Origin of the sequence: Burkholderia humptydooensis (assembly GCF_001513745.1) — a bacterium.
Classification (GTDB): Bacteria; Pseudomonadota; Gammaproteobacteria; order Burkholderiales; family Burkholderiaceae; genus Burkholderia; species Burkholderia humptydooensis.
This window is the reverse complement of the sequence record NZ_CP013380.1, coordinates 1324270-1339124: the sequence shown is the minus strand read 5'-3', so window position 1 is coordinate 1339124 and position 14855 is coordinate 1324270. Positions and strand designations below refer to the sequence as shown.

At 68.4% G+C, this 14855-nt stretch carries 13 protein-coding genes, 3 tRNA genes and 1 pseudogene; 5 read left to right on the top strand and 12 right to left on the bottom strand.

Annotation, left to right across the window (positions count from 1 at the left end; translation table 11 throughout):
* Window positions 1-151 precede the first annotated feature (151 nt).
* Window positions 152-1018, bottom strand: coding sequence for a pirin family protein (locus AQ610_RS06205; RefSeq protein ID WP_006025825.1), 867 nt, complete (start codon window positions 1016-1018; stop codon window positions 152-154).
* A 234-nt stretch (window positions 1019-1252) separates the two neighbouring features.
* On the opposite strand from AQ610_RS06205, the pseudogene AQ610_RS06200 reads away from it, so the two are divergent.
* Together AQ610_RS06200 and msrC are read left to right on the top strand one after the other, a co-directional pair.
* Window positions 1253-1478: pseudogene (locus tag AQ610_RS06200) on the top strand (LysR substrate-binding domain-containing protein); the annotation flags it as partial.
* Window positions 1479-1636: 158 nt separating this feature from the next.
* Window positions 1637-2149 (top strand): free L-methionine (R)-S-oxide reductase MsrC, encoded by a 513-nt coding sequence (gene msrC, locus AQ610_RS06195; protein ID WP_006025823.1) that lies wholly within the window; start codon window positions 1637-1639, stop codon window positions 2147-2149.
* A 175-nt stretch (window positions 2150-2324) separates the two neighbouring features.
* Here the strand turns inward: msrC and AQ610_RS06190 are convergent, their stop codons facing one another.
* From AQ610_RS06190 to uvrC, 6 genes are all read right to left on the bottom strand, one after another.
* The gene (locus AQ610_RS06190; protein ID WP_006025822.1) at window positions 2325-3314 is read right to left on the bottom strand and encodes a CPBP family intramembrane glutamic endopeptidase; all 990 of its coding nucleotides are present in this window, start codon (window positions 3312-3314) and stop codon (window positions 2325-2327) included.
* A 166-nt stretch (window positions 3315-3480) separates the two neighbouring features.
* Window positions 3481-3554, bottom strand: a tRNA-Cys gene (locus AQ610_RS06185).
* Between the two features lie 114 nt (window positions 3555-3668).
* Window positions 3669-3744 (bottom strand) — tRNA-Gly (locus AQ610_RS06180).
* A gap of 60 nt (window positions 3745-3804) precedes the next feature.
* Window positions 3805-3880: transfer RNA gene (locus AQ610_RS06175), tRNA-Gly, on the bottom strand.
* Between the two features lie 166 nt (window positions 3881-4046).
* On the bottom strand, window positions 4047-4640 hold the full coding sequence (gene pgsA / locus AQ610_RS06170) for a CDP-diacylglycerol--glycerol-3-phosphate 3-phosphatidyltransferase (protein WP_006025821.1): 594 nt from the start codon (window positions 4638-4640) through the stop codon (window positions 4047-4049).
* A 112-nt stretch (window positions 4641-4752) separates the two neighbouring features.
* Complete coding sequence (gene uvrC / locus AQ610_RS06165) at window positions 4753-6918, bottom strand: excinuclease ABC subunit UvrC (RefSeq protein WP_009913156.1); 2166 nt, start codon at window positions 6916-6918, stop codon at window positions 4753-4755.
* A 184-nt stretch (window positions 6919-7102) separates the two neighbouring features.
* Here uvrC and earP point away from each other — a divergent pair, with 184 nt between their 5' ends.
* The 3 genes from earP to AQ610_RS06150 all read left to right on the top strand — a co-directional run bounded on the left by earP (window position 7103) and on the right by AQ610_RS06150 (window position 10752).
* The gene (gene earP, locus AQ610_RS06160; RefSeq protein WP_006025819.1) at window positions 7103-8338 is read left to right on the top strand and encodes an elongation factor P maturation arginine rhamnosyltransferase EarP; all 1236 of its coding nucleotides are present in this window, start codon (window positions 7103-7105) and stop codon (window positions 8336-8338) included.
* A 189-nt stretch (window positions 8339-8527) separates the two neighbouring features.
* On the top strand, window positions 8528-9085 hold the full coding sequence (gene efp / locus AQ610_RS06155) for an elongation factor P (RefSeq protein WP_006025818.1): 558 nt from the start codon (window positions 8528-8530) through the stop codon (window positions 9083-9085).
* 269 nt (window positions 9086-9354) lie between these two features.
* Window positions 9355-10752, top strand: coding sequence for a sigma-54-dependent transcriptional regulator (locus AQ610_RS06150; RefSeq protein WP_009913159.1), 1398 nt, complete (start codon window positions 9355-9357; stop codon window positions 10750-10752).
* A gap of 66 nt (window positions 10753-10818) precedes the next feature.
* Here AQ610_RS06150 and nagZ read toward each other — a convergent pair whose 3' ends face one another.
* From nagZ to era, 5 genes are read right to left on the bottom strand one after another with little or no spacing between them, the layout of a single operon-like run.
* Window positions 10819-11847, bottom strand: coding sequence for a beta-N-acetylhexosaminidase (nagZ, locus tag AQ610_RS06145; protein WP_006025816.1), 1029 nt, complete (start codon window positions 11845-11847; stop codon window positions 10819-10821).
* 27 nt (window positions 11848-11874) lie between these two features.
* Window positions 11875-12306, bottom strand: coding sequence for a holo-ACP synthase (acpS, locus tag AQ610_RS06140; RefSeq protein ID WP_006025815.1), 432 nt, complete (start codon window positions 12304-12306; stop codon window positions 11875-11877).
* A gap of 5 nt (window positions 12307-12311) precedes the next feature.
* Window positions 12312-13085 (bottom strand): pyridoxine 5'-phosphate synthase, encoded by a 774-nt coding sequence (gene pdxJ / locus AQ610_RS06135; RefSeq protein WP_006025814.1) that lies wholly within the window; start codon window positions 13083-13085, stop codon window positions 12312-12314.
* Window positions 13082-13933, bottom strand: coding sequence for a DNA repair protein RecO (gene recO / locus AQ610_RS06130; protein WP_015601093.1), 852 nt, complete (start codon window positions 13931-13933; stop codon window positions 13082-13084). Before recO ends, pdxJ begins: the two co-directional genes overlap by 4 nt.
* Window positions 13920-14819, bottom strand: coding sequence for a GTPase Era (era, locus tag AQ610_RS06125; RefSeq protein ID WP_009913163.1), 900 nt, complete (start codon window positions 14817-14819; stop codon window positions 13920-13922). Before era ends, recO begins: the two co-directional genes overlap by 14 nt.
* Between the last annotated feature and the right edge of the window lie 36 nt (window positions 14820-14855).

Sequence of the window (14855 nt, the reverse complement as noted above, 5' to 3'; positions counted from 1 at the left end):
ATGCGCGCAATGGCCGATTATGCCTTGAACGGACGGGGTCGCGAACGCGAATGCAGACAGCCGCGCCGATGCGCACGCGCCGCGCCGAGCATCCGCGCGCGGCGCCGCGCGACGGCGCACGAAAAACGCCCCGCTCATCGCGGGGCCTTCGTCAAGCGCTCATCTTGCCGAAGCGGCCGCCGTTGAAATCGTCGATCGCCTGACGGATCTCCTCGTCGCTGTTCATCACGAACGGCCCGTAGCCGACGATCGGCTCGTCGATCGGCTCGCCGCTCAGCCACAGCAGCGTCGCATCGTTGTTCGCTTCGATGTCGACGTCGCCGCCGTCCCGCGCGAACTGCACGAGTTGCGCTTCGCGCACGACCTCTTCGCCGTTCACGAGCACCGTGCCGCGCAGCACGACGAGCGCGAGCGTGCGGCCCGCGTCGGCGCGCAGCCGCACGCGGCCGCCCTGCGCAACGCGCACGTCCCACACGTCGAGCGGCGTGTGCGTGCGCGCCGGCCCGCGGCGGCCGCCGAACTCGCCCGCGATCACCCGCACGCGGCCCGCGCCGTCGGGCAGCTCGACGGACGGGATACTGTCGTTCGGCAGCGTCTGGTAGCCGGGCTCGGACATCTTGTCCTTCGCCGGCAGATTCACCCAGAGCTGCACCATCTCGAGCGTGCCGCCGTCGCGCGCGAACTGCGCCGAATGAAACTCCTCGTGCAGGATGCCGCCCGCCGCCGTCATCCACTGGACGTCGCCCGGGCCGATATGGCCGCCCGCGCCCGTCGAGTCGCGGTGATCGACTTCGCCCTGATAGACGATCGTCACCGTCTCGAACCCGCGGTGCGGGTGCTGGCCGACGCCGCGCCGGCGGGCCGTCGGCTCGAAGCGCGCGGGACCGGCATAGTCGAGCAGCAGGAACGGGCTCAGATGCGCGCCGTGGCTGTCGTAGCTGAACAGGGGCCGCGCGGGAAAGCCGTCGCCGACCCAATGCGAGCGAGGCGCGCTGTGCACGCCGACGATTTGCTTCATGCTCCTCTCCTTTCATTCATGGCCGAAGCGATCGCTTCAGTCGATGGATAGAAGATAGAATCCGAACGATGTTTGCGGTAGTGCGTGGAAATCGCACTCAGCGTTCCATATGGAGAACGATGCATCATGCGGGATCTGAACGATCTCTGCTACTTCGTCCAGGTCGTCGATCATGGCGGCTTCGCGCCCGCCGGGCGCGCGCTGAACATGCCGAAGTCGAAGCCGAGCCGGCGCATCGCGCTACGCGCGGCCGCCGCCGCGAGCGTCGGCGTCGCCCAGTTGCCGACGATGATGGTCCGCGACCCGATTGCGCGCGGCGAGCTGCGGCAACTGCTGCCCGGCTGGGCGCCGCGGCGCGAAATCGTGCATGCGGTGTTCGCGTCGCGCCGCGGGCTGCTGCCGTCCGTGCGCGCTGCTCGACTTTCTCGCCCGGCGTTTCGCCGCGCTCGAGCCGGATTAGACAACGCTCGGGCCTTCGATCGATACGGCGCCCGCCTCCGATCGGCCCCGGCCGCGGCGCGCGATCACGCCGCACGCCTCGGCGAATTCCCGTAGACTGCACGAGCTGCGGCCGCCACAGCCACCGCAGCCGCCGCTCAACCATCACGTCAATCGCTCATGTTCGCGCTCTCCGAAACCCTTCCGTCATCGAAGCCTGCGCTCTACGAAACGCTCGCCGCGCAGGCGCGCGCGCTCGTCGAGACGGAAACCGATGTCGTCGCCAACGCGGCGAATTTCGCTTCGCTCGTCTACCACTCGCTCGACAGCCTCAACTGGGCCGGCTTCTATTTCCTTGACGGCCGCGAGCTCGTCGTCGGCCCGTTCCAGGGCAAGCCCGCGTGCGTGCGCATTCCGCTCGGCAAGGGCGTGTGCGGGACGGCCGCGCAGACGCGCAGCACGCAAGTCGTGCACGACGTGCACGCGTTTGCCGGCCACATCGCATGCGATTCGGCGTCGCAATCGGAAATCGTCGTGCCGCTCGTCGCGCGCGACGGCGCATTGATCGGCGTATGGGACGTCGACAGCCCGCTGATCGGCCGCTTCGACGAAGAGGACGCGGCAGGCATGGAGGCGCTCTGCCGGGTGTTCGTCGAGGTCGCGTGGGAAAACGCGGCGCGGCCCGGCAAGTGAATCGGTATCCGGCGATGCCGGCCGTGCCAGGCGGAAGGCGTCGCCGGCAAGCCGTTCGCCTCGTCTCGACAGTGTGCAATCGCGCGCGCCTCGCGTCCGTATGATCGCCCCCCCTCGCGCACTCGCGATGAATCAGGGTGCCCGGCCGCTCCCTCATCGAACCGGCCGGCCGCGTCTATCGATCGATTCCCCGCGCGCTTTCGCCACGCAGCGCAATGCCCGGCGCACGTGCGCCGCGCCGCCACCAGCCCCACATCGCGAACGCGCCGATAGCGAGCAGCGGCAGAACCAGCACGCTGCCCTCGGGCCCGGCCGTCCCGCCGCTCAGCAGCGGATGCCCGACGGCGTGCGCGGTCAGCCGCACGCCCTCGACGAGCCGGCCGCTATCCGGCGCGCCGTAGAAATACGATTCGCCCCAGTCCCATGCCGCATGAAAGCCGATCGCCCACCAGAGCGACCCCGTATACCAGAGCGATAGACAGAGGACGAATCCGAACAGCATCGCCGACACGAGCCCCATGATCGATTCGTCCGGACTGACGACATGCAGCACGCCGAAGAGCGCCGACAACAACACGGCGCCCCACCAAAAGCCAATCCAGCGCGCGAGCGTACAAAGCAGATAGCCGCGCAGCAGCGACTCCTCGAAGAGCCCGGTCATCACGAACATCGCGGCCCACACGGCCGCATATTCCCACGCGCGCGCACCGTGAATCGCGGGCGCATCGAAGCGCAGCAGCCCTGCCTCCCACAACGCGAACACCAGCGCCGAAATCGCCATGAAGCCGCATACGGCGCCAGCCGCGAAGCGCAACGCGCGCGCTCGCCCCTGCAGCCCGTAGGAAAACGGCGAACGGCGCTCGATCCACGCGAGCACGATCGTTGCGAGCGCAACCGATGCGAGTTGCATCGCCTCCATCACCGCGCCGTTCACGACGGACAGCGCCTGATCGCCCGCCGGCATCGGCAGCAGCCGGCGCGAGACGAGCGCAAGCCCGGCGATCGCACCGACGAAGATCGCGACGAACAGCAGCACGCCCCACGGCGCGCGCAAGCCGTCCTGATCCAGCAGGACCCGGCGCAGACGGCCGCCGCGATACCCGGCCGATGCCGCGGCCGACGTGTCGTTCGACGACGCGGACGAATTCGAATGAATCGGTTTCAAGTACGCTCCCGGTCGGGCTCGAAATGGGAAACGGCTCGCGCACGCGAGCAGGCGACGCTGCGCGTTGCCCGCGGCGCATGCGGATTGAACGCGATTGTCACACCGGAAGCGGCGATACGGGCGGGGAAGCGAAAAAAAGAAAAGCCCCGTTGATCGGGGCTTTGTCTGGAGGCGCGAGCCGGAGTCGAACCGGCCTACACGGCTTTGCAGGCCGCTGCATAACCGCTTTGCTATCGCGCCGTAAGCGGACTGCCGAACGTCGCGAAAACCAGCCGGCTTGCAACGATCGACAGATTTCGTTCGAGGGCCGAAAGGCCCATCAAACAAAAAGGGAAGCTTGGCTTCCCCTTGTTCTGGAGCGGGAGACGAGTCTCGAACTCGCGACCTCAACCTTGGCAAGGTTGCGCTCTACCAACTGAGCTACTCCCGCATCATCCTGCACTGCATGTCTTGCCGAACAGCACGTCAAGCAAAACGCTGCCTTGAAACCTGGAGCGGGAGACGAGTCTCGAACTCGCGACCTCAACCTTGGCAAGGTTGCGCTCTACCAACTGAGCTACTCCCGCGTTTTGCTTCCCCCACCGCACTGCGTCAGGCGTCATGCAGTGGAGAAGCGAAATTATGGTGAAACTCGATTTGCGTGTCAAGCGTTTTTCGCGCCCTTTTTCTTCGATCACGTCATCGCCATCGTCGACGCGCGATCCGGCATGCGTTTCGCCGTGCGTTCCGCGCTCACGCCGCGCCGCCGCGCTCGCGAATCTGCGGCCACGCGAGCTTCATGTAGTAGAGCATCGACCAGATCGTCAGCACGGCCGCGAGATAGATCAGCCACTCGCCCCACACGCGCGTGTCGATCGCGACGCCGCCGCCGAACGGCAGCCGGCCGTAGAAGAGCAGCATCGGGATCGCGACCATCTGGCACGCGGTCTTGAACTTGCCGAGCGAGTTCACCGCGACGCTCTTCGACGCGCCGATCTGCGCCATCCATTCACGCAGCGCCGAGATCGCGATTTCGCGGCCGACGATCACGAGCGCGATCGCCGCGTCAATGCGCGCGAGCTGCACGAGCATCAGCAGCGCCGCCGTCACCATCAGCTTGTCGGCGACCGGATCGAGAAACGCGCCGAATGCCGACGTCTGGTTCCATTTCCGCGCGAGATAGCCGTCGAACCAGTCGGTCAGCGCGGCCAGAATGAAGATCACGGCGGCCGCCAGATTGCGATGGTCGGCGCTCAGCATCGTGTCCGGCAGATAAAACACGCCGACGACGAGCGGAATCAGCACGATTCGCACCCACGTCAGGAAAATCGGGAAGTTGAACGGCATGGCACGCGACACGATTGAAGGATTTGCCATTGTGCCGCGTCGCCCGCGCCGCCACAAGCAAGGCGCCCGGCGCGGGCCGCGCCGGGCCGGGCGGCGGCGGGCGGTGCGGCGTTCAGTGGAGTTGCCGGTAGATCTGCTCGGCGAGCGCGCGGGAGATGCCTTCGACGCTCGCGAGCTCGTCGACGCTCGCGGCAACGACGCCGCGCAAGCCGCCGAAGCGCGCAAGCAGTCGCTGCCGACGCTTCGCGCCGACGCCTTCGAGTTCCTCGAGCCGCGACGTCTGCCGCGCCTTCGCCCGCTTCGCGCGCATCCCGGTGATCGCGAAGCGGTGCGCCTCGTCGCGGATCTGCGCGACGAGCATCAGCGCGGCGCTCTCCTTGCCGAGCTCGAGCGGCGCGCGGCCGTCGGCGAAGATCAGCGTCTCGAGCCCGACCTTGCGCCCCTCGCCCTTCGCCACGCCGACGAGCATCGAGATATCGAGCCCGAGCTCGGAGAACACCTGGCGCGCGATCTCGACCTGGCCCCGGCCGCCGTCGATCAGCACGATGTTCGGCAACCGCCCGGCCGAAGCGGCCGCATGCACCGCGTTGCCGTCGATGCCGGCCGCTTCGTCGGCCGACGCCTCGGCGGCCGCCTCCTCGACCATCTTCTCGTAGCGGCGCGTGAGCACCTGGCGCATCGCCGCGTAGTCGTCGCCGGGCGTGATCCCCGCGATGTTGTAGCGGCGGTACTCGGACGACTGCATCTTGTGATGGTGATAGACGACGCACGACGCCTGCGTCGCCTCGCCCATCGTATGGCTGATGTCGAAGCACTCGATCCGCAACTGCGCGAGATCGTCGCTCTCGTAGCCGAGCACGTCGGCGAGCGCGCGCGTGCGCGCCTGCTGCGAGCCCTGCTCGGACAAGAGCCGCGCGAGCGCGAGGCGCGCGTTCTGCTCGGCCATCGCGAGCCACGCGCGCTTCTGGCCCTGCGGCTGCCGCACGACCGCGACCTTGTGCCCAGCCTGCTCGACGAGCAGATCGATCAGCTCGCGATTCGCGGGCGCATGGCTCACGACGAGAATCGGCGGCACGCGGTTGCCGAGGTAGTGCTGCGCGATGAACGCTTCGAGCACTTCGGTTTCGAGCGGCGCGGCGGCAGCATCGGTCTCGGCTTCCTGACGCGCGGCGGCAGCGCCGCTGCCGGGCGGCGCGCCGGCCTCGCGCGCTTCGGCCTCGCCTTGCGGGCCGACGCTCGCGTCCGCGCGTCGCTCGACATCGCCTTCGGCACGCGCGTCGGCGGTCGCGTCGCCCGCAAGCGGCGCCCGCGTCGTCGGCTCCGCTCCGGCGGCCTGCGCGTCGTCGCCGCCTTCGCCGGCGCGCGCGTCGAAGTCGCCTTCGAGCGCGAGCGCGGTTTCGACGTGCGTCGGGAAATACGCCTTGTCGCCGAGATGCCGGCCGCCGCGCACCATCGCGAGATTCACGCACACGCGGCCGCCCTGCGCGACGACGGCGAGGATATCGACGTCGCTGTCGCCGCCGACGTCGATCGCCTGCTGATGCAGCACCTTCGCGAGCGAGCTCATCTGGTTGCGCACGGCCGCTGCCTGCTCGAACTTCAGCTCGGCCGCGAACGCGTGCATCTTCCGCTCGAGCTCGCCCATCACCTCGCCCTGCCGGCCGAGCAGGAAGCGCGACGCGTTGTCGACGTCGCGCGCATAGTCCTCCTCGCCGATCGCGCCGACGCACGGCGCCGAGCAGCGGCCGATCTGGTGCAGCAGGCACGGGCGCGTGCGGTTGTTGAACACCGAGTCCTCGCAGGTGCGCAACTGGAACACGCGCTGCAGGATCTGGATGCTCTCGCGCACCGCCCACGCGCTCGGAAACGGCCCGAAGTACTGGTTCTTCTTGTCGACCGCGCCGCGGTAGTACGCCATGCGCGGAAACGCGTGGCCCGTGAGCTTCAGGTACGGATACGACTTGTCGTCGCGAAACAGGATGTTGTAGCGCGGCGCGAGCGCCTTGATCAGGTTGTTCTCGAGCAGCAGCGCCTCGGCCTCCGAGCGCGTGACCGTGGTCTCGACGCGCGCGATGCGCGTGACCATCATCGCGATCCGCGGCGACGACTGCGTCTTCGTGAAGTAGCTCGACACGCGCTTTTTCAGGTCGCGCGCCTTGCCGACGTACAGCACCGCGTCCTGCGCGTCGTAGTAACGGTAGACGCCCGGCAGGTGCGGCAGTTGGGCGAGGATCGGCTTGGGTTCGAAACGGGATTCGGGTGCGTCGGGGGATGTCATGCTCAATGCGGGCGCGAGCGGCGCGCGCGAACAAGGTCATTTAGAATCGCCAGTTTAGAGCATTCGCCGCGCGCGATCGCGGCCCGGCCGCCGCGGCGCGCGTCCGCGTGCCGCGCGGCTCGCCGGTTTGCACGCTGATTCGCCTGCCGATCAGCGTTTCATTCGCTACGCTTGCCCAGACCAGATGACGTCGTCCGCCCCGCTCACCCCGCCCGCTTCCGCACCCGCTTCCGCGCCCGCCGACACTCGCCCGCCGCCGCAAGACACGGCGGGCCCGATCGCGTGCGACATCTTCTGCGCGGTCGTCGACAACTTCGGCGACATCGGCGTGTGCTGGCGCCTCGCGCGCCAGCTCGCGGCCGAGCATGGCTGGCAGGTGCGGCTCTTCGTCGACGATCTCGCGACATTCGCGCGCCTGCAGCCGGCCGCCCGGCCCGACGCCGCGCGGCAGACCGTCGACGGCATCGCCGTCGAACACTGGCGCGCGCCCGCGCACGCGGGCGACACGCTCGAGATCGCCGACGTCGTGATCGAAGCGTTCGCGTGCGAGCTGCCGGGCGCTTACGTCGCCGCGATGGCGCGCCGCGCGCGGCCGCCCGTTTGGATCAACCTCGAATACCTGAGCGCCGAAGACTGGGTGGGCGACTTCCATCTGCGCCCGTCGCCGCACCCGCGCTACCCGCTGACGAAGACGTTCTTCTTCCCCGGCCTCGGCCCCGGCACGGGCGGCGTGCTGAAGGAGCGCGATCTCGACGCGCGCCGCGCCGCGTTCGAAGCCGACGACGACGCGCGCCGCGCATGGTGGCAAAACGTTGCGGGCGCGCCAAGGCCAGGCCCGGACGCAACCGTCGCATCGCTCTTCGCGTACGAGAACCCGGCGCTCGACGCGCTGCTCGAACAATGGCGCGACGGCGGCGAGCCGGTCGTGCTGCTCGTGCCCGAGGGCCGGATCTCGGCGCGCGTCGCGCGCTTCTTCGGGGTCGGCACGTTCGGCGCCGGCGCGCACGCGGCACGCGGCAGCGTCGCCGCGCACGGGCTCGCGTTCGTCGCACAGCCCGACTACGACCGGCTGCTGTGGGCGAGCGACGTGAACTTCGTGCGCGGCGAGGATTCGTTCGTTCGCGCGCAATGGGCGCGCCGGCCCTTCGTCTGGCAGATCTATCCGCAGGCCGACGACGCGCATCTGCCGAAGCTCGACGCGGCGCTCGCGCACGTCACGGCGCGCGTCGATCACGCGACGCGCGCGGCGACCGAACGCTTCTGGCATGCGTGGAATGGCGCGGGCGCGCCCGACTGGGCCGACTTCTGGCAGCACCGCGCGGCGCTCGCCGCGCGCGCGGCGAACTGGGCGAACGAGCTCGCGGCCGTCGGCGACCTCGCCGGAAATCTGGCGGATTTTGCAAAAACTCAGTTAAAATAAACGGTTATCCAACGGCTGACCACGCAAGCGCGTCCGTTACCGGCGCGACGCTTCAGGATAAAGGGGGCCGCCAGCCCGGCCGCGACCGATCGCGCATGCGGTCGCAGGGCTTGCCGGGTCGAGCCCGCTTGCGCCGTTAGCCGTTGAGCAACGCTCAGGCAAATTCTCTCGTTCAGGATAGTTTTAGTTATGAAAACCGCACAGGAACTCCGCGTAGGCAACGTCGTGATGGTCGGCAACGACGCATGGGTCGTCTCGAAGGCCGAATACAACAAGTCGGGCCGCAACGCCGCCGTCGTCAAGATGAAGCTGAAGAACCTGCTGACGAACGCAGGCCAGGAATCGGTCTACAAGGCGGACGACAAGTTCGACGTCGTCGTGCTCGATCGCAAGGAAGTCACGTATTCGTACTTTGCCGACCCGATGTACGTGTTCATGGACGCCGACTACAACCAGTACGAAGTCGAAGCGGAAATGATGGGCGACGCGCTCAACTATCTCGAAGACGGCATGGCGTGCGAAGTCGTGTTCTACAACGAGAAGGCGATCTCGGTCGAACTGCCGACGATCCTCGTTCGCGAGATCACGTACACGGAACCGGCCGTCAAGGGCGACACGTCGTCGGGCAAGGTGCTCAAGAACGCGAAGCTCTCGACGGGCTTCGAGCTGCAGGTGCCGCTCTTCTGCAACACCGGCGACAAGATCGAAATCGACACGCGCACGAACGAGTACCGCAGCCGCGCATAAGCGCCGATTGCGCCGGCAGGTCGAACAAAGCGCCCTTCGGGGCGCTTTTTGTTTATTCGACGCCGCTTATTGCATAAAGGCGCCACATCATAAACAATGCCTTGAAGAAGCACTGACGGGATTCAATTTGTATCATCCGTAACTGTTTTATAGTCGATAACAAATACCGTACGCCAAGTGCGCGATGGGGCATAAAATTCATTTCTCATCCCGAAATGGGGGCTGTACGCCGGTCCGGCCGATGGACCGGTCTTTCAATTGCGCACACCATGCCACACGCCCTGATTGTCGAAGACGATCCCAATAGCTTATCCGGCCTGACCGCGCTCCTCGCCGCGGACGGTTTCTCGGTCGATACGGCCACCTCGCTCGCCGAGGCCCGTGGCGCCCTCGCCCGCTCGATTCCCGACGTCGTCCTCGTCGACCTGAACCTGCCCGACGGCAGCGGCTTCGACCTGCTGCAGAACCTGCCGCAACAGCAGCCGAACGGCTCGCTGCCGGTGATCGTGCTGACCGGCAATGCGACCGTCGAAAGCGCGATCGAGGGGCTGCGGCACGGCGTCTGGGATTACCTGCTGAAGCCAGTCAACATCCCGCGGCTGCGCAGCCTGCTCGCGCGAATCCCGCGCCCGTACGAACTGATCGAGGAAGTGCAGGCGCTGCGCGCGTCGCTGCGCCGCCTCGGCCGCTTCGGCTCGCTCGTCGGGCGCAGCGACGCGATCCAGCACGTCTACGACATGATCGAGCACAATGCGCGCACCGAAACCGCGGTGCTGCTGTGGGGCGAGCCCGGCACCGGCAAGGAGGCGGCCGCGCGCACGCTGCACGGGCTGAGCCGCCGCCGCAAGGGCCCGTTCGTCGCGTTCGACTGCCGCGCCGCCGTGCAATCGCCGCGCAACATCGAGACCAACGGCCGCGCGATCGAGAGCATGCTGCTCGGCCGCGAGCGCGGCGCGTACACGGGCGTCGAGCGGCGCGACCCCGGCCTCTTCGAGCAGGCGAGCGGCGGCACGCTGTTCCTCGAGGAAATCACCGCGCTGCCGCTGTCGCTGCAGGAGGCGCTGCTGCGCGCGCTCGATTCGCAGAACTTCATGCGCGTCGGCGGCACGACGGAAATCGCGAGCGACTTCCGGCTGATCGCGACGACGCGCCGCCCCGCGCGCGAAGCGGTCGCGAACGGCACGCTGCGCGAGGATCTGTGGCTGCGTCTCGACGCCGCGTCGATCGGCCTGCCGCCGCTGCGCGAACGCGACGACGACGTCGTCGTCATGGCCGAGGCGTTCGTCGACGACCTGAACCGCGACGCGCGCGCGGCGGGCCTGAACATCACCGACAAGCGGATCGCGCCCGGCTTCATCCGCGAATGCCTCGCCTACGACTGGCCGGGCAACGTGCGCGAGCTGCAGGAGCGCGTGCGGACCGCGTACGACCAGTCGGGCGACTTCATCGATACGCTGCGCGCGGGCGACGCGTATCCGAAGCCCGGCGCCGCGCTGAACGGCAGCAGCGTGCAGGTGCGCGTCGGCATGCCGCTCGCCGACGTCGAGGATCTGCTGATCCGCGCGACGCTCGACGCGGTCGGCGGCACGCGCCACCGTGCGGCGACGCTGCTCGGCATCAGCCCGAAGACGCTCTACAACAAGCTGCAGCGAATGAAGATCGGCTGACGTCCGGCCGACGTCGACGCGAAGGCGGCCGCACGCCGCCTTCGCCCCGCGTTCGCCCGTTTCAAGTCAGGCGAACGCGCTGCGCAGGAGTTCCTGCGCAATCAGATAACGCGGCTCGCGCATCAGCTTGCGCCATTTGAGCGCCTTGCCGCGCGGCTGCATCTGCTTGATCCGCTGCAGCGATTCACGCGATGTCGTCGTGCGCAGCGCGTCGAGCACCCGTTCCGCCGCATCCGGCTGATTGCAGACGAGCACCATGTCGCAGCCCGCATCGAGCGCCGCCTGCGCCGCCTGCGCGAGCGTGCCGCCTTCGCGCGCGGCCTCCATCGACAGATCGTCGCTGAACACCGCGCCCGGAAAGCGCAGCCGGCCGCGCAGCACGTCCTGCAGCCACACGCGCGAGAAGCCCGCCGGCTTCGAGTCGACCTGCGTATAGATCACGTGCGCCGGGATGACGGCCGCAAGCGACAGCCCGAGCCAGTCGTACGGCGCCGCGTCGTTCGCGAGGATCTCGTCGAGCGGGCGGTCGTCGGTCGGCAGCGCGACGTGCGAATCGGCCTGCGCGAAGCCGTGACCGGGAAAATGCTTGCCGCAGTTCGCCATCCCGGCGAGCGCGAGCCCGTGGTTGACGCTCTTCGCGAGCAGCGCAACAACGCGCGGATCGCGATGGAACGCGCGATCGCCGATCACCTTCGAGCGGCCGTAATCGAGATCGAGCACGGGCGTGAAGCTCATGTCGATGCCGCACGCGCGCAACTCGGACGCGAGCACGTAGCCGAGCGCGGTCGCCGCCTTCGTCGCGCGCAGCACGTCGTGGTCCCACAGCTCGCCGAGCCGGCGCATCGCCGGCAGCACGGTGAAGCCGTCGGTGCGAAAGCGCTGCACGCGGCCGCCCTCGTGATCGACCGCGATCAGGATGTCGTCGCGGACCGCGCGGATCGCGTCGGTCAGCGCGACGAGCTGCGCGCGGCTTTCGAAGTGGCGCGCGAACAGGATCACGCCGCCCGTCTGCGGATGCGCGAGACGGCGCGCGTCGTCACGCGTGAGCGTCGTGCCGACGACGTCGAGCATCACCGGACCGGGGGTCAGTTTCATCGAATCAGCGTCCTTGCGGAGAATGGATCAGGAAGCGGCGCCCGAGCGCGCGGCGACGACGTCGTCGGGCGCCTCGGCGACGACGAACGTGACCGCGTAGTCGCGCTCGTCGCTCACCGTCACGCGCGCGGTGATGCCGCGCGCATCGAGCCACGCGGCGAGCTCGCCCGACGCGACGACGTAAGGCTCGCCGCTCGGCCGGTTGAGTGTCTGCAGCGCGCGCCATGTCATCGGCCAGTGCATGCCGAGGCCGATCGCCTTCGAGAACGCTTCCTTCGCGGAAAAGCGCGTCGCGAGAAACGCGATGCCGCGCGCCTCCGAGCGCGCGCGCCGCGCGTGGAACACGCGCAGTTCGTCGGGGCCGAGCACCTTCGCGGCGAAGCGCCCGCCCGTGCGCTCGAGCACGGCGGCGATGCGGCTCACCTGAGCGAGATCGGTGCCGATGCCGTAGATCGCCATGCGCGTCAGCGGCCGCCGTGCAGCGCGGCGACGCGCGCGGCGACCATGATCGCCTTCATCTCGCGCACCGCGTTGTCCCAGCCCGCGAACACCGCGTGCGCGACGATCGCGTGCCCGATGTTCAGCTCGGCGATGCCGGGCAGCGCGGCGATCGCCTGCACGTTCGTGTAGTGCAGTCCGTGGCCCGCGTTCACCTTCAGCCCGAGCGCGATGCCGGCGTCGACGCCCGTCGCGATCCGCTCGAACTCGCGCTGCTGCTCGGCCGCGTCGTGCGCGTCCGCATAGCGGCCGGTGTGCAGCTCGATCACGGGCGCGCCCGTCTCGTGCGCGGCGCGGATCTGCGCGTCGTCCGGATCGATGAAGAGCGACACGCGCACGCCCGCGTCCGCGAGCTGCTTGCACGCGGCGCGTACCGCGTCGAAGTGCCCGACGACGTCGAGGCCGCCTTCCGTCGTCAGCTCCGAGCGCTTCTCCGGCACGAGGCAGGCGTCGTGCGGCCGGATCTCGCACGCGATGTCGAGCATCTCCGGCGTCACCGCGCACTCGAGATTCATCCGCGTCTTCACGAGCGGACGCAGCGTGCGCACGTCCGCGTCGACGATGTGCCGGCGGTCTTCGCGCAGATGCAGCGTGATCGCGTCGGCGCCGGCATCCTCGGCGGCAAGCGCCGCGCGCACGGGGTCCGGATAGGCGGTGCCGCGCGCGTTGCGCAGCGTCGCGACGTGGTCGATGTTCACGCCCAGTTCGATGGCGGTAGGCGTCGTGAGGAAGAAGCTCATAGGTTTTGCAGGTCGATCAGGATCTGACGCGTGGCGAGCGGCGTGCCGCCCAGATAGGTGTTGAGCAGAAAGCGCATCAGCGTCTTGCTTTGCGCAACGGTCTGCGCCCGATGGTAATCGTCCTCTTCCATGTCGAGCAACGTCTGGCCGGCGATCACGGGCCAGTGCGACGGCACGTCGCTGCCCGCATCGCACACGCCGCGCTGCGGATCGAACACGTAGAGCCTGCCGGGCTCGACCGCGCGCCGCGCGACGGTGCGCTTCAACGTCATCGCATAGCCCGTCTCGCGCAGCAGCACGCGCTCGAACGAGCGCAGCACCTGCACGGGCGGCTCGCCGTGCGCGAGGCGCGTGAGCGTGACGAGATAGTGCTGGAAGAGCGGCGGATGCGGATCTTCGCGCGCGCAGAACTTGACGAGCAGCTCGTTCACGTAGAAGCCGCACAAGAGCGCGTCGCCCGCGAGCGGCAGCATGCCGCCCACCCATTCGGCGCCCGTCAGCGTGCGCAGCTCCGACTTGCCGGACCACGACAGCGACAGCGGCTGGAACGTCTGCAGCACGCCGCGCAGCGCCGAATGCGGGCGCTTCGCGCCCTTCGCGACGAGCGCGATGCGGCCGTGGTCGCGCGTCAGCACGTCGACGACGAGGCTCGTCTCGCGATACGGATAGCTGTGCAGCACGAACCCCGGCTGCTCGGCGATCCGGAATTCGGACGTGCGCGGCGCGGCGCGGCGCGGCTTGCGCGCCGGCTTGCCGGCGTCCGGCGCGGGCGGCGCGATCGGGGGTTGCGGGTCGGCGTCGGCCTCGTCGGTCATCCCGACATCGGACGTCCCGTCATTCGTACCCATAGGCGCGCAGCCCCGCTTCGTTGTCCGCCCAGCCGCTCCTCACCTTGACGAAGGTCTCGAGATAGACGGGGCCGTCGAACAGCTTCTCCATGTCCTGCCGCGCCTCGGTGCTGATCTGCTTGAGCTTCGCGCCCTTCCTGCCGATCACCATCGCCTTGTGCGAATCGCGCTCGACGAGGATCGTCGCGAACACGCGCGTGAGCCGCCCCTCCTCCTCGAACTTGTCGATGACGACGGTGCTCGTGTAAGGCAACTCGTCGCCCGTCCAGCGAAACACTTTCTCGCGCAGGATCTCGGCCGCGAGGAAGCGCGAGCTGCGGTCGGTCAGGTCGTCTTCGCCGTAGATCGCGTCGCCTTCCGGCAGATACGGCTTGACCGTGTTCATCAGCCGCTCGATGTCTTCCGGATGCTTCGCCGACAGCGGCACGATCTCCGCGAACTCGCGCAGCTCGCCCATCTTCTGGAAGAACGGGTACAGCGTGCCCTTGTCGGATACGCGGTCGAGCTTGTTCGCGACGAGGAGCGTCGGCGTGCCGGGCGGAATCAGGTCGAGCACCTTCTGGTCGTCGGGGCCGAAGCGGCCCGCCTCGATCACGAACAGGATCGCGTCGACCGACGTCAGCGTCGACGTCACCGCGCGGTTCAGCGACCGGTTGAGCGCGGTGCTGTGGCGCGTCTGGAAGCCGGGCGTGTCGACGAAGATGTATTGCGCGTCGTCGAGCGTGCGGATGCCGGTGATCCGGTGGCGGGTCGTCTGCGCCTTGCGTGACGTGATGCTGATCTTCTGGCCGACGAGCGCGTTCATCAGCGTCGACTTGCCGACGTTCGGACGGCCGACGATCGCGATCATGCCGCAACGGAAACCGGTGGGAGCGGGTGCGTTCATATCAGGCTGCTGCTGGGTTCGGAAGCGGCCGCGCGA